General features: G+C 73.0%; 16 protein-coding genes and 1 riboswitch. Of the genes, 5 read left to right on the top strand and 11 right to left on the bottom strand.

The window, feature by feature from the left end:
* Positions 1-41: 41 nt before the first annotated feature.
* From ADX84_RS11210 to ADX84_RS11180, 7 genes are read right to left on the bottom strand one after another with little or no spacing between them, the layout of a single operon-like run.
* Positions 42-1,316 (bottom strand): amidohydrolase, encoded by a 1,275-nt coding sequence (locus ADX84_RS11210; protein ID WP_199776555.1) that lies wholly within the window; start codon positions 1,314-1,316, stop codon positions 42-44.
* Positions 1,313-3,337 (bottom strand): hydantoinase B/oxoprolinase family protein, encoded by a 2,025-nt coding sequence (locus tag ADX84_RS11205; RefSeq protein WP_049571777.1) that lies wholly within the window; start codon positions 3,335-3,337, stop codon positions 1,313-1,315. Before ADX84_RS11205 ends, ADX84_RS11210 begins: the two co-directional genes overlap by 4 nt.
* On the bottom strand, positions 3,334-5,448 hold the full coding sequence (locus ADX84_RS26595; protein ID WP_049571773.1) for a hydantoinase/oxoprolinase family protein: 2,115 nt from the start codon (positions 5,446-5,448) through the stop codon (positions 3,334-3,336). The genes ADX84_RS11205 and ADX84_RS26595 overlap by 4 nt, the downstream gene beginning before the upstream one ends.
* Complete coding sequence (locus ADX84_RS11195; protein ID WP_049571770.1) at positions 5,445-6,278, bottom strand: ABC transporter permease; 834 nt, start codon at positions 6,276-6,278, stop codon at positions 5,445-5,447. The genes ADX84_RS26595 and ADX84_RS11195 overlap by 4 nt, the downstream gene beginning before the upstream one ends.
* Positions 6,271-7,137, bottom strand: coding sequence for an ABC transporter permease (locus ADX84_RS11190; protein ID WP_049571766.1), 867 nt, complete (start codon positions 7,135-7,137; stop codon positions 6,271-6,273). Before ADX84_RS11190 ends, ADX84_RS11195 begins: the two co-directional genes overlap by 8 nt.
* Positions 7,137-8,213 carry an ABC transporter ATP-binding protein gene (locus ADX84_RS11185; protein ID WP_053107284.1) on the bottom strand — a complete coding sequence of 359 codons (1,077 nt, stop codon included), beginning with the start codon at positions 8,211-8,213 and terminating at the stop codon, positions 7,137-7,139. Before ADX84_RS11185 ends, ADX84_RS11190 begins: the two co-directional genes overlap by 1 nt.
* Complete coding sequence (locus tag ADX84_RS11180; protein ID WP_049571759.1) at positions 8,210-9,307, bottom strand: PotD/PotF family extracellular solute-binding protein; 1,098 nt, start codon at positions 9,305-9,307, stop codon at positions 8,210-8,212. The genes ADX84_RS11185 and ADX84_RS11180 overlap by 4 nt, the downstream gene beginning before the upstream one ends.
* 58 nt (positions 9,308-9,365) lie before the next feature.
* Positions 9,366-9,484, bottom strand: a riboswitch (SAM riboswitch).
* Positions 9,485-9,646: 162 nt separating this feature from the next.
* On the opposite strand from ADX84_RS11180, the gene ADX84_RS11175 reads away from it, so the two are divergent.
* The gene (locus ADX84_RS11175) at positions 9,647-10,423 is read left to right on the top strand and encodes a thioesterase family protein (RefSeq protein ID WP_049571756.1); all 777 of its coding nucleotides are present in this window, start codon (positions 9,647-9,649) and stop codon (positions 10,421-10,423) included.
* Between the two features lie 188 nt (positions 10,424-10,611).
* On the opposite strand, the gene ADX84_RS11170 is transcribed toward ADX84_RS11175, so the two are convergent.
* Positions 10,612-11,841 (bottom strand): MFS transporter, encoded by a 1,230-nt coding sequence (locus ADX84_RS11170; protein ID WP_049571753.1) that lies wholly within the window; start codon positions 11,839-11,841, stop codon positions 10,612-10,614.
* A gap of 69 nt (positions 11,842-11,910) precedes the next feature.
* Here ADX84_RS11170 and ADX84_RS11165 point away from each other — a divergent pair, with 69 nt between their 5' ends.
* Positions 11,911-12,843, top strand: coding sequence for a LysR family transcriptional regulator (locus ADX84_RS11165; protein WP_049571751.1), 933 nt, complete (start codon positions 11,911-11,913; stop codon positions 12,841-12,843).
* A gap of 73 nt (positions 12,844-12,916) precedes the next feature.
* Positions 12,917-13,714, top strand: coding sequence for an SDR family oxidoreductase (locus ADX84_RS11160; protein WP_049571748.1), 798 nt, complete (start codon positions 12,917-12,919; stop codon positions 13,712-13,714).
* Here the strand turns inward: ADX84_RS11160 and ADX84_RS11155 are convergent.
* Complete coding sequence (locus ADX84_RS11155) at positions 13,711-15,171, bottom strand: aldehyde dehydrogenase family protein (protein WP_049571745.1); 1,461 nt, start codon at positions 15,169-15,171, stop codon at positions 13,711-13,713. The two genes, ADX84_RS11160 and ADX84_RS11155, sit on opposite strands and share 4 nt — an antisense overlap.
* Before the next feature lie 11 nt (positions 15,172-15,182).
* Positions 15,183-15,341, bottom strand: coding sequence for a hypothetical protein (locus tag ADX84_RS26000; RefSeq protein ID WP_156208062.1), 159 nt, complete (start codon positions 15,339-15,341; stop codon positions 15,183-15,185).
* Positions 15,342-15,732: 391 nt separating this feature from the next.
* Here ADX84_RS26000 and ADX84_RS11150 point away from each other — a divergent pair, with 391 nt between their 5' ends.
* A complete protein-coding gene (locus ADX84_RS11150; RefSeq protein WP_049571742.1) occupies positions 15,733-16,674 on the top strand; it encodes a sucrase ferredoxin in 942 nt (313 codons plus the stop codon).
* Positions 16,675-16,754: 80 nt separating this feature from the next.
* On the opposite strand, the gene ADX84_RS11145 is transcribed toward ADX84_RS11150, so the two are convergent.
* Positions 16,755-17,801 carry a hypothetical protein gene (locus ADX84_RS11145; RefSeq protein ID WP_082206394.1) on the bottom strand — a complete coding sequence of 349 codons (1,047 nt, stop codon included), beginning with the start codon at positions 17,799-17,801 and terminating at the stop codon, positions 16,755-16,757.
* A gap of 212 nt (positions 17,802-18,013) precedes the next feature.
* On the opposite strand from ADX84_RS11145, the gene ADX84_RS11140 reads away from it, so the two are divergent.
* Positions 18,014-19,096, top strand: coding sequence for a LacI family DNA-binding transcriptional regulator (locus tag ADX84_RS11140; RefSeq protein ID WP_049571739.1), 1,083 nt, complete (start codon positions 18,014-18,016; stop codon positions 19,094-19,096).

The raw sequence follows: 19,096 nt of genomic DNA, 5'->3' as shown, positions 1-19,096 counted from the left end.
GGGGCCTTCGGTCCGGTTCGTCCGCGACCGAAGGCCCGACCTCACGCTCCCGGGGGCGGACCCAGGCCGCTGAGCGCCGCGAGCGTCATCGCCCGCACCCCCGTGGACAGGGTCGGCTCCACCGCCGGGGCGAAGTAGGGCGAGTGGTTGCCCGCCCCGGCGCTCTCGGGTGCGGGCGCGGTGCCCGGGGCGAGGGCCCCCAGACCCCAGAAGACCGACGGCGCCCCCGCGTCGGCCCCGAAGTGGCCCACGTCCTCGCTGCCGATCATGCGGTCCAGGGGCACCACCCGGTCCGTGCCCAGCACCTCGCCGAAGACGTCCTCGAGTGCCGCGGTGGAGGCGGGGTCGTTGACGGTGACAGGAAAGGCGCCCAGGCGTTGGTAGGTCGGAGGCACCGGTGCTCCGGAGACCGCCGCCTCGCCGTCCAGGACGCGGCGCGCGGCCGTCAGCACCCGGTCGAGCACGTCGCGGTCGAAGGCGCGCGCGTTGAGGGTGAGCACCGCCTCGTCGGGGATGACGTTCTCGGCGTGCCCGGCCCGCAGGCGCGCCACGGTCAGCACCGCCTGTTCCTCCGGGTCCAGTTCCCGCGCCACCACCCCTTGGAGGCGCATGACCGAGGCGGCCGCCATCACGACGGGGTCGACGGTGCGGTGCGGCTGCGAGCCGTGCCCGCCGCGGCCGGTCAGCGTCACTTCCAGGTTCTCGGTGGCGCCCAGCACCAGGCCGGGGCGCAGGGCGAGAACCCCTGCCGGGAGGGGGAACACGTGCTGGGCGAACACCGCGGACGGGGTGCCGAAACGGCGGTAGAGGTCGTCGTCGAGCATCGCCCGCGCCCCGGCCCCGTTCTCCTCCGAGGGCTGGAGGACGGCCATGACCGTCCCGCTCCAGTTCCCCCGCGCGGCGGCCAGGACGGAGGCCGCGCCGACCAGGCAGGTGACGTGCATGTCGTGCCCGCAGGCGTGCATGAGGGGGGTGCGGGGGTCGCCGGGGGCGCCCACACGCGAGGCGTAGGGCAGCCCCGTCAGCTCGCGGACCGGCAGGGCGTCCATGTCGGCGCGAATCAGCACCGTGGGACCGGGGCCCGAGCGGAGCACGCCCACCACGCCGGTTCCGCCCACGCCGGTGGTGACCTGGTAACCCGCGTCCGCCAGGGCGGCGGCGCCCACGGCGGCGGTCCGCTCCTCGCCGAAACCCGGTTCGGGGTGGGCGTGCAGGTCCCTGTACAGGTCGGCCAGCGCCGCGGGGTCGGTTCCGGGTGCACCCGAGCCGTAGCGGGAGAGCACGGCGCGGGCGCGCGCCCCCTCCACTGCGGTCACGGCAGCTCTCCCTCGCCACGGGCCGCGTCGTCCTCCACGGCCGCCACCGCGTCCAGCAGAGCGGCGCGGGCGCCCGTCAGCTCACGGTCCGTGGCCGGGACCGAGGGGAAGCCGTCCGGCAGCAGGTCCAGGGCCTCGCCGAGCACGCGCACGCGGCGCCCGTGCCGGGCGGGTGCGGGCAGGCGGAACAGGGCCGCGATCAGCCGGTCTGCGGTGGTCTCGTCATAGAGGGCGTCCCACCGGTCCCGTTCGGGACCAAGGACGTGGGCTCCGTTCGCGGGGGTTCCCGCGGCCCTCAACTCGACGGTGCCCTCGGGGTCCACGGCGGCCCTGGTGCCCTGGCCGGTCACCGCGACCCCGTAGTCGCGGGCCGCGGCGCCGGGGCTGACAACACCGCTCACGACGTCGCGCAGGACCTCGGACTCGGGTCGCTCGAAGGGGTCGCCGTAGCCTCCGGCACCCGAGGTGCGCAGCGTCACGGTGTCGCCCCGGCGCAGGGCCAGGACGTCGATCTTGCCCACCCGTCGCTCGACGCCCTCGGCGGAGGCGACGACCAGTTCGGCGGGTGCTCCGGCGCCGCCGCCCTCGCGTCCCCAGGGGCGGAAGCGGAGCCGTTCCAGTCCGCGGGCCAGCAGCCGCGAGTCGTCCCGGGTGACGCGGAAGGAAAGCTCCAGCCCGCTGCCGCCGCGCCAGCGTCCCGCGCCGCCGGAGTCGGGGCGCAGACCGTAGCGGAGGATCTCCACGCCGATCTCGGTCTCGACGGTCTCCACGGGGTTGTTGGACAGGTTGGAGATACCGCTGTCGCGCCCGTCCACGCCGTCGGCGCCCTCCCGAGCGCCGGTGCCGCCCACCATGGGTTCGAGGACCTGGACGTTCTGGCCCCCCGCGTGCCGCTCGGCGACCACGACCGGGACGACCAGGCCGCTGCTGGCCGCGGGCATGACGTCGGGCGCGGCCAGGGCCAGCGCCCCGCCGAGCGCGTCGTTGACCCGGGAGGCGGTGGCGTGGCGGATGCCGACGGCGGCCGGGTGGAGCGCGTTGACGACCGAGCCCTCGGGGGCGGTGACCCCGACCGGGGCGATGAGCCCGGCGTTGAGCGGGGCCCGCGGGTCCAGGGTGCAGATCAGTGCCAGGACCCGGGTGGTGATCCACGCGTGCGCGGTGCCGTGGCTGGCGATGTTGAAGGCCGCCTCGACCTGGGGGTCGGAGCCGGTGAAGTCCAGGTGCAGGCTGTCGGCGGAGACGGTCACCGCGACGCTCACTCGCACGGGGACCGGGGTGAGCGCGTCGTCGTCGAGGTAGTCGGTGAAGCGGTAGGTGCCCTCGCGCAGACGGGACAGGGCCGCGCGCGCCCGCCGGGCGGTGTACTCGACGAGGTCGCCGTGGGCGGCCAGGACGTCGGCGGACCCGTGTGTGTCCACGACCGCCGCCAGGCGTTCGCCGCCGGTGCGCAGCGCGGCCAGCATGGCCTGGAGGTCGCCCTCGTTGGCCTCCGGGGACCGGCTGTTGGCGGCCAGGAGCGCGGCCACGTCACGGGCGGGCTCTCCCGCACGGACCAGTTTGACCGGGGGGATCTGGAGTCCCTCCTGGTAGATCTCCTGGTTGGTGGGCGACAGACTGCTGGGCACACGGCCGCCGATGTCGGAGCAGTGGATGAACGCCCATCCGTAGCCGATGACCGCGCCGTCGTGGAAGTAGGGGCGGATGAGCTGGATGTCGGTGAGGTGCGTGGCCAGGCCGCCGGACCGGTAGGGGTCGTTGGTGACGATGACGTCGCCGTCCTCCAGCGGCCCGACCGCCTCGATGGCGGCGGTCAGGTCGAGGCCGACGAAGCCCGAGACGCCGATGCCGCGCGGGTAGGCGGAGAAGCGGCCGTCGGGGCCCGCGAGTGCGCAGCAGAAGTCGGCGGTCTCCTTGACGTACAGGGAACGGCTGGTGCGCTGGAGCGTCAGGCACATCTCCTCGGCGAGGGCCGTGAGCTTGTTGCCGATGATCTCCAGGGTGATCGGCGGGAGTTTCATGATCGGCTCCTCAGGCGCAGGTGACCGGACGGTTCGACCTGGGCCGACCATCCGGGTGGGACGAGGACGGTGCTGTCGTCCTGGACGATGACGGCCGGTCCGGCGAGGCTGTGGCCGGAGCCGAGGGCGGCGCGGTCGTGGACGGCGGCCCGCACGTCGCGGCCGTGCACGGTGACGGTGCGGTGGCCGCGTGGTTCGACCGCACCGGTCGCGGCCACGGCCCGGTCGCCTCCCGGGTCGGGGCGGGGGGCGACGACCGCGAGGCGGACGGTGCCCACGCGGATCGCGGCGCCGGTGTCGCGGAACCCGTAGAGGCGCTCGTGCTCGGTGTGCAGGGCCTCGGCCAGGACGGCGGCGTCCAGGTCGGAGAGGTCGTCCCCCTCGCCCAGGGCGACGCGCAGCTCGTGGGCCTGCCCCAGGTAGCTGAGGTCGGCGGAGGCCTCCAGCCGGACCGGTCCGGCCTCGTGGCCGCCCTGGTCGGCGAGCCAGGATCGGGCCCGCTCGGCGAGGTCGTCGAGGACGGAGCGGACCGCGACGGCGGACTCGGGGTCGAGGGGTCGGCGCAGACTCCGGGCGAAGTCGCGGCGCAGGTCCGCGCCGACCGCGCCGAGGGCGCACAGGGTGGCGGCCGAGGCGGGCACGAGGATGTCGGTGATGCCGACCTCCTCCGCGAGGAGGGCCGCGTGCGTGGGTCCGGCGCCGCCGTAGGGCACGAGCGTGAAGTCCGCGGGGTCCAGTCCCCGGCGGGCCAGGGTCTTGTGCAGTTCCACGGCCATCCCGGCGGTGGCGATGCGCAGGGCGCCGTCCGCGATGGCGCGGGCCGTCCGGTTCCCCTCGACGCCGTCGAGAGCGCGGGCGAGTTCGGCCAGGGCGGCCTCGGCGGAGTCCCGGTCCAGCGCCATGCGCCCGCCCAGGAACTCCTCGGGATCGATGACTCCGGTGACCAGGTAGCAGTCCGTGATGGTGGGGCGCAGGCCACCGCGACCGTAGGCGATGGGGCCGGGGTCGGCTCCGGCGCTGTCCGGTCCGGTCTTGAGCAGGCCGAAGTCGTCGACCCGCACCACGGAGCCGCCGCCCGCGCCGATCGCGCCGACCGCCACCACCGGCAGGATGAGCGGCATGCCCCCGATGGTGGTGTTGACGGCGAACTCGGGCGCGCCCCCGACGGTGACCGCGATGTCGCTGCTGGTTCCGCCCATGTCGAACGTCACGACGTCGGTGGTCCCGGCCGCCTGGGCCAGGCGGGCCGCCGCGGTCACCCCCGCCGCGGGGCCGGACAGCACCGTCTCGATGGGCCGCGCCCTGGCCGAGGCCAGGCTGAGCGAGCCGCCGTTGGAGGCGGTGATGAAGATCGGGGCGCGCACGTCCAGGTCGGCCAGGAGTTCCTCGAGCCGGTCGAAGTAACCGCTCATCAGGGGCTGGATGTAGGCGTTCATGCAGGCCACGAGTGTGCGTTCGTACTCGCGGACCTCGGGCCAGACCGCGGCGGAGGACACCAGCGGCACGTCGGGGGCCAGGGCGGCCAGGCGCGCGGTGAGGTCGGCCTCGTAGTCGGGCGCGGTGTGTCCGTGGAGCACCACCACCGCGGCGGCGTCGGCTCCGGTGGCGGAGAGTTCCTCGGCGGCGCGGGCGAGGTCGGCGTCGCCCGGGTCGCGCAGGACGCGCCCGTTCGCGTCCAGGCGGGCGTCCACCTCGATGACGCGTTCACGCGGGACGAGTGGTTCCTCCTTGGCGGCGTGCAGGTCGAAGGAGGACGGCATCCGGCTGCGACCGATCTCCAGGATGTCGCGGTGGCCCCGGGAGACGATCAGCGCGATGCGGGCCCCGCGCCGCTGGATGATGGCGTTGAGGCCGATGGTGGTCCCGTGCGCGATGTCCACGACGTCGGAGGGGGACAGCCCGGCGGCCGCGGTGGCCGCGCTCAGTCCGCGCGCCACCGCCAGGGCGGGGTCGGAGGGCGTGCTCGGCTCCTTGTGGTGGGCGGTGCCGCCGCCAGGGAGGGTCAGCACGACGTCGGTGAAGGTGCCGCCCACGTCGATGCCGACCCGGGGTCCCCGGGGTGGGTCGGTCCCCGCGCCGGTTCGGGTTCCGGTCGCCGCGTCGTCGTTCACACTGCCTCCGTGAGTCGGGTCATCCGGTCGACGACCACCATCACCGCGACGCTCGCGAGCATGAGCAGCGTGGAGACCGCGGCGACCGAGGGGTCGAGTTCGAACTTCACCGCCGAGAAGACGCGCACCGGGACGGTGGTGGTGTTGGCTCCCGAGATCAGGACCGACACCGCGACCTCCCCGAGCGAGGTGACCGCGGCGAACACCGCGCCGGCGAGGATTCCGGGGCGCAGGAGCGGCAGCGTCACGGTGAGGAAGACACGGACGGGTCCGGCCCCCAGGGTGGCGGCGGCGCGTTCCAGGGCGGGGTCCAGGCGTGCGGCACTGATCATGATGGTGCGGACGGTGAAGGGGAGCGCGACCAGGGAGTGCGCCAGCCACAGCCCCGGAACGCTGTTGAGCAGTCCCAGCCCCTGGAAGTAGTAGAGGAGCCCCAGGGCGATGATGATCTCCGGGACCATGAGGGGGGCGAGCGCGGTGGCCTCCACGAGCCGCCGCCCGGGGAAGGTCCCGCGGGCGAGTCCGTAGGCGGCCAGCGTGCCCAGCACCGTGGTGGTCGCCACGACCATGAGCACCAGCAGTCCGCTGAGGCGGAACGAGACCGCCCAGTCCGGTGAGGACAGCACGGAGGCGTACCAGCGCAGGGACACGCCCTGCGGCGGGAACTGGAGTGAGGCGGTCGGGTTGAGCGAGCTGACGGCCAGCACGACCAGCGGGGCCGCCAGGAAGAACAGGATCAGTCCGACGGGCAGGCCGAGCGCGGCCCGCCCCGCGATCCGGGCCGGGGAGCCGCGTCGGCGCGCGCGGGGCGCGGCGGTGGACTCAGCCATCGTGCCTCCTCTCCCAGAAGCGGAATCCGGCGCCCATGGCGGCGACGCACACCAGGGTCAGCGCCAACAGGGTCAGGCTGAGCGCGGCCGCGACGGGGTAGTCGTAGACGCTGGTGATCTGGCTGTAGACACGCAGTCCGGCCAGCGGCTGGTTGGCGCCGCCCACCAGGAGCGGGGTGATGTAGATGCCCATGGCCAGCGGGAAGACCACCATGCACGCGGCGGCCACGCCGGGCAGGCTCAGCGGCAGAGTGACCCGCGCGAAGGTTCGGGCGGCGCCCGCTCCCAGGCTCTGCGAGGCACGCCGCAGGTGGGGGTCGATACTGCCCAGGGCGGTGGTGAGCGGAATGATCGCGAAGGGCAGCAGCACGTGGGTCACCGAGACGACGACCGCCGTGTAGCTGGTGAGCAGGGGCAGCGGCTGGTCGGTGATCCCCGTTCCCACGAGGAGGCGGTTGACCGCGCCGTTGGCCGAGAGCAGCACCACCCAGCCGTAGCTGCGCACCACGACGCTGGTGAGCAGCGGAGAGAGGACGATGACGAACATCAGGGTGCGCGTCAACCCCGTGCGGGTCCGGGACAGGGCGTAGGCGACCGGGTAGCCGAGCACCAGGCACAGCGTGGTGACCAGGAACGAGGTCTGGAGGCTGCGCACGAGCGCCTGGGAGAAGAAGGTCTCGGTGAACACCCGCTCGTACTGGACGAGTGAGAACTCGGGGAGCGGGTTGCCGCTCCCGTCGACCGGATGCAGGCTCAACGACAGCACCCGTACCAGGGGCACCAGGAACACCAGGAGCAGGAACACCGCCACGGGCAGTACGAACCCCACACCGGACAGGCGTTCCCGGGTCGCCCTCATCAGGCGCCGCCCGTGTCGCGGAGCCGGATCACGCTCTCGGCGTCCCAGTGCGCGGTCACGCGCGCCCCCACGGCGGGGGGCTCGGTGTCGGTACGGGCTCCCAGGGACAGGGACTCCCCCACCCGCACCCGCGTCTCCCAGCCGTCGCCGAGGAAGGCCCGGTGGACCACCTCGCCGTAGGCGCCGCCGTGTCCGGCGGCCCCCAGGGGTCCCTCTCCCCCGGAGACACGGACGCGCTCCGGCCGAAGGGCCAGGGACACCTCGCCGGTGGGCGGCTCCGCCAGGCCGGTGCGGACCAGTGCCCCGTCGACGCGGACGCCCTCGTCCCCGGCGGCGCCCTCGATGACGTTCGCGGCGCCCACGAACTCGGCCACGAAGCGGCTCACCGGGGCCGCGTAGACCTCCTGTGGTGTGCCCTCCTGCTCGACGCGCCCGCCGTTGAGGACCACGATGTGGTCCGACAGCGACATGGCCTCCTCCTGGTCGTGGGTCACGAACACCATGGTGATGCCGAGCCGCTGTTGGAGGGCCCGCAGGTCGACGCGCATCTCGCGGCGCAGCTGCGCGTCGAGGTTGGACAGCGGCTCGTCCAGAAGCAGGACGTCGGGCCGGGTGGCCAGTGCCCGGGCCACGGCCACCCGCTGCTGTTGACCGCCGGACAGCTGCCGGGGGCGGCGCCGCGCGAACGCGGCCAGGCCCACCAGGTCCAGTGCCTCCGCCACGCGCCGGTCCCGCTCCGGACGCGGCGTACGGCGCGCCCGGAGACCGTAGGCGACGTTGTCGGCCACCGACATGTGCGGGAAGAGGGCGTAGTTCTGGAAGACCATGCCCAGGCCGCGGCGGTGCGGAGGCACCGCGGTGACGTCGCGGCCGTCGATCGTGATGGAGCCGCCGTCGGGCTCGACGAACCCGGCGAGGGCGTGCAGCAGGGTGGTCTTGCCGCAGCCGCTGGGCCCGAGGATGGACAGGAACCGGCCCCGGTGGAACGCCAACCGGTCGATGTCCAGGATCCGTGTCCCGCCGTAGGCCGTGGTGAGCGACTCGACGACGATGTGTTCGGCGTGGGGGTCGGTCACTGGAAGATCTCGTTCCATCGCTGCTGCCAGTCGTTGAGGTTGGGTGTGGCGGCGCCGTAGTCCACCCAGGTGAAGCCCTCGTAGACGTCGGTGCCGTAGCTGATGCGCTCGTCGAACTCGGCGGAGTGGTCGATGCCGGTGTTGCCGCCGCCGTAGAAGGTGCCCTCGGCGAACGGCTTCTGGTGTTCGGCGGAGGTCAGGTAGTCGAGGAACGCGTAGACGTTCTCGCGGTTCTGGGTGCCCTCGGCCACGTAGTAGGAGGTCAGGGCGCCCACAGCACCGGACTCGGGGTAGGTGAAGCCGATCGGCTGCCCCTCCTGCTCCATGGCGGTCGCGCGCCCGTCCCAGAACGGGACGATCCAGGCGTCGCCGTTCTGGAGCACGGTGCCGACGTTGCCGGCGTCGGAGGGGTAGGCGGACACGCAGTCCTGGAGCTCCTCCAGGCGCTCGAAGGCGCGATCCACGGCCGCGGGGTCGGACAGGTCCCCGCCTTCGGAGGCCACCAGGCCGGAGAAGAACTGGAGGCCGATGTTGTAGGTCAGCGGGGGCAGGGCCACGTGGCCGCAGTACTGCTCGTCGAAGATGTCCTCCCAGTCCTGCGGGGGTTCCTCGACGAGGTCGGTGCGGTAGACCAGCCCGGCCGAGCCGGTGGTGAGGGGAGCCCCGTAGGAGGTACCGTCCACGGTGGACTGCTCCACCAGCACCGGGTCGAGTTCGGACCAGTGCGCCAGGGCGTCGGGGTCCAGGGGCTGGACGAGGTCGTTGGTGACGGCCTGGTGGAAGGTCTCCGAGGTGAGCGCGACCAGGTCGAAGGGGGGATTCTCGCCCCCGGCGGCACGCATCTGGGTGACCCACTCGCCGTCGGCGCCGGTGACCACGTTGACCTTGATCCCGGTCTCCTCCTCGAAGGGCTCGACGAAGGAGGAGGTGAAGAGTTCGCCCCAGGGACCGGCGAACGCGGTGACGGTGATCTCGCCGCCTCCGGAGCCGTCCTGGGCGGAGGTGTCGATCCCGCCGCAGGCGGTGGCACCGACGAGCAGCAGGGCGCCGCCCGCGGCGTGGAGAGGGAGTCCCAGTCCTCGGGGTACTCGCATCGTTCTTCCTTTCACCGTTTCGGGATCGAGGTACACGGCGGGGCGAGTGGAGGAGGGACTCCTGCGCTTGCCGTCGGAGCGCCGATGCTCCGAGGACCGTGTCCTCACCCGGGGCACCCCACCGCAGCGGAGGGTTGCCGTCCAGCCAGCCGGGGCTTGTCGCTGGAACTCATGACCAGCAGGAACGTACCACGAAAACCACTTTTCCTACCAAAAAGGTTACAAGCACCACTTTTCCCAGGGGCACCACTGGCCCCAATCGGCGGCCTCCGGCGGCGGGACGGTTCGAACGGTGGTGGATGATGCTGGAGGCACGAAACCGTCGGACAGGAGGGCACCTTGGGCCAGAACGCGTACTTCGTCCGGGCCGGCACCGACCGATACCTGCCCACCGAACACGTCAGTGGCGCCTGGAACACGGCCGAACAGCACTTCAGCCCCCTGGGCGGGCTGATCGCCCACGTGATCGAGTCCCACTCCGCCGGGAGGGGGCTGCTGCTCTCGCGGATCTCCTTCGACATCCTGGGCCGACTCCCGATGGTCGAGTGCCGCGTTGAGGTGGAGACCCTCCGCCCCGGGCGCACCATCGAACTGGTGGAGGCCCGCGTCTTCGCCGAGGACCGCATGGTGGTGCGGGCCCGGGCCTGGCTCCTGGCCCCGGGAGACACCAGCGAGGTCGCGGGCGGCGCCGCCGGTCCGCTGCCGGCCCCGGAGGGACTCAAGCAGCGCCAGATGAGCTCGCTCTGGCCGGGCGGCTACATCGCCTCGCTGGACGTGCGACCCGTCGGCGAACCCGGACGAGGCCGCGGCACGGCCTGGCTCACGACCGGCGTGGAGCTGGTCCAAGGCGAACAGACCGGTCCGGTGGCCTCCTACGTCGCCTTGGTGGACACCGCCAACGGCGTCGCCGTGCGACAGGCGCCGACGGAGTGGATGTTCCCGAACGTGGACCTGACCGTGCACCTGCACCGCCGACCGGAGGGCCCCTGGGTGGGGCTGGACACCCGGGTGGTGTTCGGGCCCGAGGGTCTGGGGCTGACCAGCACGGTGCTGCACGACCGGCTCGGCGAGGTCGGGACCGCCGAGCAGTGCCTCACGGTGCGCCCGCTGAGCTGAGGGAGCCCGTGTCGGCGCGCGCCTGTCGGCCGTCCGGGTGGCTGGTTGCGGGGCACGGCTCGAACACGCGGACTGGCCGGTGGGGAGATCGGCGAACGCCTCCGTGAGTCGTTCGTCCTGGTACCGGTGTCGGGCATGGCGCTCTTCGCCCACCGGACGCGTTCGGACGTCCGGGCCGTGCGGGGCACTCAGACGGGGTCGGGGGTGGACAGGCGGCGCAGGCGCAGGCCGATCAGCCCCGCGAGGGCGGTGAGGGTCAGGGCCAGCGTCACGGTGCCGTTCCAACCGACCGCGTCGTAGACCACTCCGCCGAGCCAGCCGAAAAGGCTGGCGCCCAGGTAGTAGGCGAGGGTGTAGACGGCCGCCGCCTGAGCACGCCCCGCGACCGCGTGCGAGCCCACCCAGGCGGAGGCCGTCGCGTGGGCGCAGAAGAACGCGAAGGTCAGCACGAGCAGGGCCACCAGCAGCAGGAGCACCGAGGTGGTGAAGAGCCCGCCCAGGCCGAGCAGGAGCATCAGGGTGGCCGTGGTCAGGACCCCGTACCTGCCCCAGCGCTGGGTGGCCGAGCCCGCCATGCCCGAGCCGAGCATCCCGGCCGTGTAGGACAGGAAGAGCAGGGACGCGACCGCCTGGGACAGGCCGAAGGGCTGGTCCGTGAGGCGGAAGCCGAGGACGTTGTACACGGCCATGAACGCGCCCATGAGCAGGAGCGCCTGGGCGTACATGGGGATCAGTCCCCGCGTGGTCAGGGCCGCCTTGAGGCGTCCCCCCAAGCGGTCGCCGGTGCCTGTGGGACGGGCGCGCGGACCGGACTGTCCGCGCGGCAGGACCAGGACGAACACCAGGAGGGCTGCCAGGCCGAGGAGGGTGTTCGCGGCGATCCCCCACTGCCAGCCGCCGTGTTCGGCGGCGAACCCGGCGAGCAGGCGGCCGCCCATACCGCCGAGCGGATTCCCTGCGATGTACAGGCCGGTGGCCCTCGGTGCGTCGCGCGGGTGGATCTCTTCGGCGAGGTAGGCCACGGCTGCCGCGGAGACCCCGCCGAGGGCGGCGCCCTGGAGGGTGCGCAGGAGCAGCAGCATCCAGATGTCGGTGGAGAAGGGCACGACGGCGCCCAGGATGGTGGCCAGCAGCAGGGAGAGCACGATGACGCGGGCGCGGCCGACGCGGTCGGCGACGCCGCTCCAGATCAGGGTGAACCCGGCCAGGCCTCCGGTGGACAGCGAGACGGCGAGGGCGGTCTGCCCGGCGGAGGTGCCGAAGCCGTCGGCGATGGCGGGCAGGATCGGTTGGACCGACCACAGTTGGGCGAAGGTCGCCACGGCGGCCGCCACGAGGGCGATGACCGTGCGCCGGTAGGCGGCCGTGCCCGCGCGGGGGCGCGGGTCGAGGTTCGTGGGGGAACTGGTCACGGTCATGCTTCAACGCTAGGAAGGCCGCTTTCATACGTCCAATGCATGCTTTCACGTTGTTGCATACTGATGTGTATGAATGACCCGGATGTGGACGCGCTGACCCGAACCCTGGCGCCCCGTTTGCGGATGGTCGCGGCGATCGCCCGGACCGAGCACATCACCCACGCGGCCGAGGCGCTGAACATGCCCCAGCCCACGCTGAGCAGGGCTTTGGCCCGCTTGCAGGAGGAGTTGGGGATCGCTCTGGTGGAGCGCACGGGGCGGGGCGTCCGGTTGACGCGCGCCGGTCGGTTGCTGTTGCCGCACGTGGAGCGAGCACTGGACGATCTACGGCAGGGAGTGGCCGAACTCACGGGCGCCGAGGAGGGGCGGGTGGCGCTGACCTTCCTGCCCACGTTGGGGGTGGAGGTGGTGCCCGTGCTGTTGCGGGGGTATCGCGCCGAGCATCCGGGCGTGCGGTTCACCCTGACCCAGGAGGCGTGGGCGGAGTCGTTGCGCCGGGTGGCCTCCGGCGGCGCGGACCTGGCGCTGACCTCACCGTTGCCGTCGGGTCCGGGGCTGGCCTCGGCAGTGCTGCACACGCAGTACCTGCGGTTGGTGGTGCCCGAGCACCATGTGTTGGCGGGTGCCGGGGACGTGTCCCTGGCCGACGTGCGCGACGAGTTCATCCTGCTCAAGCCGGGGCGCGGTGTGCGGCACCTGACGGACCGGCTCGGTGACCGGGCGGGGTTCACGCCCAGGGTGGCCTTCGAGGCCGACGACATCGCGACGGCCAGGGGGCTGGTGGCCGCGGGACTGGGAGTGTCCGTGCTGCCCGCGCGGCCGAAGGGGGCGTTGGGCGGGACCGTGGAGCTGGCGATCCGGGACGGGCAGGCCGAACGGCCGGTGGGGGTGGTCTGGCCCGAGGAGGGATCCGGCGGAGGGTACGAACCCCCTGCGGTGGCGTCGTTCCGCGACTACGTGCGGCGGGTGGGCCCGAGGGTCATCCCCGATCTCACGGGATGACGGCGCCGCCACCCCTGAAGGCACGGCGAAAACCCTTTGTGGGGGCGTCGTTCCGGGCCCAGGATGGGGCAGCATGAACGTGCACCGCAGCCCCGCCGAGGCCACCGCCCCGCCCGCCGCCCGTCCCGTCGCCCTGGTCACCGGGGTGGGCCGCACCGTGGGCATCGGCGCGGCCATCGCCCGGCGTCTGGCCGCCTCCGGCTGGGACGTGGCCCGCACCCAGTGGACCCCCTACGACGACCGCATGCCCTGGGGTGTGGAGAGCGGCGCCACCGACACGGTCGACGCCGACCTCTCCGCGCTCGGGGCGGCCACGGTCGCGGTCGAGGCCGACCTCTCCGACCCCGAGACGCCCGCGCACGTCCTCGACGAGGTCGAACGACGACTGGGACCGGTACGCGCACTGGTGATGTGCCACTGCGAATCGGTGGACTCGGGGTTGCTCGACACCACCGTGGAGAGCTTCGACCGCCACTTCGCGGTGAACGCCCGCGCCTCCTGGCTGCTGGTGCGCGAGTTCGGGCGGCGGTTTCGCGACGAGCACGGCAGTGGCCGGATCATCGCCCTGACCAGCGACCACGTGGTGCACAACCTCCCCTACGGGGCGAGCAAGGGCGCTTTGGACCGGATCGTGCTGGCCTCGGCGCGCGAACTCGCCTCGCTCGGGGTGACGGCCAACGTGGTCAATCCGGGACCGGTGGACACCGGGTGGATGCCCGACCGGGTGCGCGAGGAGTGCGCCGCCCACACCCCGTTGGGGCGCCTTGGCACCCCGCGCGACACCGCGCACCTGGTCGACTTCCTGTGTTCACCGCAGGGCGGCTGGGTCAACGGCCAGCTCCTGCACAGCGACGGCGGGATCTCGGCCTAGAACGGGTGGCGGGCGGGGTCGGCCCGCATGGTGATCCACTGGGTCTCGGTGAAGGCCTCCAGATTGGCTCTGGTACCGCCGAAGCGCGCTCCCGTGCCGGAGAACCCGACCCCGCCGAAGGGCGCCACCGCCTCGTCGTCGACGGTCTGGTCGTTGATATGCACGATTCCGCTGGGGATGCGGTCGGCGATCTCCATGCCGCGCATCGGGTTGGTGGTGACCACCCCCAGGGACAGGCCGTACTCGGTGGCGGTGGCCAGTCCCACCAGTTCGTCCACCGTGGAGAAGCGCACCACCGGGGCGACCGGGCCGAACACCTCCTCCGCGTAGGCGGGGGTGTCCGGACCCACCCGGTCCAGGACGGTGGGCCGGTAGTACAGGTCCTGGTAGGTGCCGCCCGCACGCAGTCGGGCCCCGGCCTCGACGCTGCCGGTGACCAGGTGGTGGATCCTGTCGCGCTGGGCGGAGTCGATCACGGGTCCCAACGCCGCGCCGTCCACCTCGGTACTGCCCACGACCAGGGCGTCGGCCCTGGCCGCGAGACGCTCCACGTAGGCGTCGGCGATCGACTCGTGCACCAGGTGGCGGCCGGTGGTCATGCAGATCTGCCCCTGGTGCAGGAAGGACCCCCACGCGCCGATGGACGCGGCCTGCTCCACGTCGGCGTCGTCGAGGACGACCAGCGGGGAGTTGCCGCCCAGTTCCAGGTGGACGCGCTTGAGGTGGCGGGCCGCCGCCTCGCCCACTCTGCGTCCGGCCGGAGTGGAGCCGGTGAAGGAGATGACGCGCACGTGGGGGTCGGCGACCAGGGCCTCTCCGGCGCTGGCCCCGCCCGGCAGGACCTGGAACACGCCCTCGGGGACGCCCGCGCGGCGGAAGACCTCGGCCAGGACGGCGCCGCCGCAGATCGCGGTGCGCGGGTCGGGTTTGAGGATGACGGCGTTGCCCAGGGCCAGTGCCGGGGCGACCGATCGGACACCCAGGATGAGCGGGACGTTGAAGGGGGCGATGACTCCGACCACGCCCGCGGGGACCTGGCGGGAGAAGCTGAGGCGGGGCTTGGCGGTGCGCAGGATCTCGCCGTGCGGTTGGGAGGCCAGTGCGGCCGCCTCGAAGCACTCACCCGAGGCGACGTGCACCTGGAACCCGGCCATCCCGGCGGCGGCCCCGCCCTCGCGGCGCAGCCAGCCGGTGATCTCCTCCTTGTGGGCCTCCAGCAGGTCACCCGCGCGGCGCAGGGCGGCGGCGCGACGCTCGTAGGAGGTGGTGGCCCAGTCGGCCTGGGCTCGGGCGGCGCGCGCGGCGGCTTCCCGGACGTCATCCACGTCGGCGAGGCCGGTGCGGCCCAGCACGGTGCCGGTGGAGGGTGAGACGACCTCGGCGTCCCCGCCCCTGGCCGGGGTCCACGCCCCGGTGAAGACGGCGGACGTGTGGTCCTCGGCGACGAGCAGGCTCACGGTGGTACTCCCTACGGATTTCGGGTTCGGGCGGCGGTGAGGTCGGGGGAGAGCTCGGAGTGCTCGGCTCGGATGGGGCGGACCTCGTCGGGGTCGCCCTGTTCGACGCCGGGGTGGATGGGGTCCACGACCGGGCCGGGGCGCATCGCGGCTCCAACTGCGAAGGGCACGACCTTCCGAGTTCGCTCGCATACCGAACATGTGTTCTGAACGTGAACATAGGTGTTCCGCGTCACGGGGTCAATGCGCCCGCCACGCAGGGGGACACGGGAACAGCACGGGATCGGACGGACACACCGGACCAGGGCCCCTTCGGAGCCCGGAACCTCCGATTCCCGCGCGCCTCTCCTCATGCGGAGCGGGAGACGGGGCGAGGGATACGGGCGGACGCGAGGGTGCGGAGGGCGAAGTGGGCGAAGGTGCTGGCGACGACACCCACCCCGACCACGGGCGCAGGGCAGGATAGGGTAGCCTAACCAAACAGCCACACGGCGGGGCGCTCCCCTGACGCGGACCCTGTGTGCGCGCAGCAGTGAGCACCATCCGATTGGACGTGGACCCGTGCGGCTACCCACCGCCCCGGACGGCCGACGAGGCTGTTCGGCCCTGGCCCGCTACACCGACGAGCAGATCGCGGGCACCGCCGGCCGTACCGGCGGATGGCTGTTGATCGAGCACGACGGACCCTGGCGCCACCCGGCCTTGGCCAGTGAGGGCCTGGACAGGGAAGTCGTCTCGGAGCTCTCGCGACGCATCGCCGGGCGCGACGTCCGCCCCCAGCTCATCAAACGCCCCGGCGTCCGGGACCGCGCCCGTACCGGCCGCCCGCTGCGCGCCTACCTCGTCCACACCAGCCGCACCCACCCCTGGGTGCGCAGGGTGGACTTCCACGACCTCGCGGAGCTCCTGGCCATCGACGTCACCGCGGCCGAACGCCCCGAACCGCCCACGTTCGGCCGCCCCGTGGACCACTCCCTCTACCTGGTCTGCACCCACGCCAAGAAGGATCCCTGCTGCGCGATGCTGGGCCGCCCGGTCGCCGCCGCCCTGGCCGGTGGGGAGGCCGAGGTCTGGGAGACCACCCACGTGGGCGGTGACCGCTTCGCCGCCAACCTCGTGGCCCTGCCCCAGGGTGTCTACTTCGGTCGGCTGACCCCGGAGGGGGCCCAGGACACGGTCGCCGCCTTCGAGCGCGGGCTGGTCCTGCCCGAGAACTACCGGGGCCGCTGCACCGACTCCTCCCCCGCTCAGGCCGCCGAGGCCGCGCTGCGCGCGCGTCTCGGATTCCCCGTGGGCGTCGACGCGCTCACCCACCTCACCGAGGAGGCGACCGAGACGGGCGCCCGGATCACCCTGGGCCACGACGGCGGCCTGTACTCGGTCGAGGTGGAGACCGAGGAGGGCACGGAGTGCCCCAGCACGTGCTCGGCGCTCTCCCCCACGCGTCCGGTCTTCCACCGGGTGCGCAACATCAGCGGGGAGCGCAGCGGCGCCCCGGTCTGAGCCGGGGACCGGGAGCTGGGGAACGCGAGCCGGGGACCGGCCCCGTGGCGCGGGGCCGGTCCCCCGTCACGTCGGGATCCTCACCCCGAGCGCGCGATGGCGATGGTCGCCCCGAGGCGGTGCCCCGCCTCGTAGAACATGTACTCCCTGCCGCCGTCGATCGCGTAGGAGGGCGCGGCCGAGCGCCCCGAGTCCGGCGGACCGGACAGCGGGGTGTGCACCACGCCCATGTGGCGGCGCGTCCCGAAGTCCCGGCCCACCTCCGTCATCCGGATGTCGCCCCGGTCGGTGTGGTAGACGACGTAGGTGCTGCCGCCCCTGATGACCAGGTGCGGGCCGGACAGGTTGGCAAGCCCGACGTCGGCGTGGCTGACCAGCGGTTCGGGGTCGAAGTCGAACGTGATGCCGTCCGCCGACCACCCCCAGCCGATGGACCGGTTGTCCCCGGTGCTGTTGCGCATGAACACCATGACGTAGCGCGCGCCCCGGTCGGGCAGGGGGTGGTCGAAGACGCGCGCGTAGGAGGCCTCGGTGGTGCCCGGGACCATGCTCGTGGTCAGGACCTCGCCCTCGTAGGAGAAGTTCACGCCGTCGCTCGAACGGGCCAGGCGGGTGGTGTGGTTCTCCCCGTGGAAGTACAGCCACATCTCCCGGTGTTCGGCGTTCCACAGCGCGTGGGGTGAGGACACGTGGCTGACCCTGTAGTGCGGCTCCCACACGTTGGAGACGATCGGGTTGCCCGGGTGTTCGGTGAAGGGGCCCTCCAGGTCGTCGCCGTAGGCGAGGCAGAGGCCGCCGGGGTTCTCGTGCGGGGCGTAGTAGAGCAGGAAGCGGCCGGGGGCGTCGGGCAGACGTCCGCCGGTCCCCCGGACGCAGGGGAAGATCAGCTCACCGGTCGGGTTGTAGGCCAGCGACGAGGTGTCCAGCGCCTCGCGCAGGAACGTGAACGGGGGCAGGACGTCGGCGGCGGTGGTCGAGGCGTGGGCCGTGGTCACCGGGACCGCCCCCGTGGCGAGGAGGGCGGCGGCGCCGGTCCCGAGCAGCGCCGTGCGGCGGTCGACGCGGCCACTGGCGGACGACGGGCGTGGCGGGGGCTGGTTCTCAGGGTTCGCGCGGGCGTCGGGCATGACGGATCCCTTCCGGAGCGGGGGTCGGGGGACGCGCTCCAGGGCCCCGAGTGTTCACCAGCGCCGATACGCCGGTCAAGGGCCTAATACGTATTAGTGAAACCCTGCGGTCACCTCCCGGAAATCGGCGTTCCTCCCCTTGACACCGAGCATGTGCCAGCTCACAGTCATGGACTAATGCGCATTAGCACGTCCCCTCGGAGGAGTGACAGGTGAACCATCCCAGGCCGACCGGACGGCGCAGACCCCGCCAGTCCGACATCGCCAGGCTGGCGGGTGTCTCCCAGGCCACCGTCTCCCTGGTCCTGCGCGGCACACCCGCCGGCATGGCCCTGGCCAGGCCCACACGGCAGAGCGTCCTGGACGCGGCCGAGGAGCTCGGGTACGTGCCCGACCCCGTCGCCACCCGGCTGGCCTCGGCCACCAACGCCATGCTCGGCCTGTACACCTTCAGCTCGACCTTCCCCACGGACGTGGCGCACTCCTACTACCCGATCCTGGTCGGGGTGGAGGAGGAGGCCGCAGCCCAGGGACAGGACCTGATCCTGTTCACCGGGTCGGCCCGTGCCGCCGAGCGCGCCGACGACCCCGCAGCCGTCCGTCGCGTCCGGGTGGCCGACGGCTGTCTGTTCTTCGGTCGGCACGTGCCGGAGGAACCCGTTCGGCGACTGGTCGAGGACGGATTCCCCTTCGTCTACATCGGCCGCCGCGACGAACCCGGCGTGCCCTACGTCGGGGCGGACTACGTGTCGGCCTCGGCCGGGGTGGTGGCCCGGCTCGCCGCCCTGGGCCACCGCACCCTGCGCTACCTGCGCGAACACGACCAGGCCCCGGCGTCGACGGACCGCGAGGAGGGGGTCCTGAAGGGGGCCCGGGAGGCAGGGCTGGACACCGCCGACCTGGTGGTGCGCACTGACGGCAGCGACCTGGACACCCTGCTGCGGGAATGGCGCGCGGCGGGCGTCACCGCGGTGGTGGTCGAGCAGACCGACACCGGGGCCGCCCTGGACGGGCTGGGCGCCGCCGTCGACCGCGCGGGACTGCGCTGCCCCGAGGACCTCTCCCTGGCCCTGCTCGGCGCGCCCACCGGAACCCGGGGCACTGCCCCGGGAGGAGGGGCGGACTTCGGTGGCTTCGTCGTACCGATGCGCGCGATGGGACGTGACGCGGTCCGCCTGCTCCTGCGCCTGATCGAGGGTGACCGCTCCGGGCCCACCCGGCGACTCCTGCCCTGCGAACCGGTCGAGGGCGCCACCCTCGCCCGGCCCCCGATGACCCACCCCCGAAAGGACTGA

Source organism: Nocardiopsis sp. SBT366 (assembly GCF_001083815.1).
In the GTDB taxonomy this organism is placed as follows: domain Bacteria; phylum Actinomycetota; class Actinomycetes; order Streptosporangiales; family Streptosporangiaceae; genus Nocardiopsis; species Nocardiopsis prasina.
Note: the sequence above shows the minus strand (reverse complement) of the source record. Positions and strands in the feature narration are given on the sequence as shown.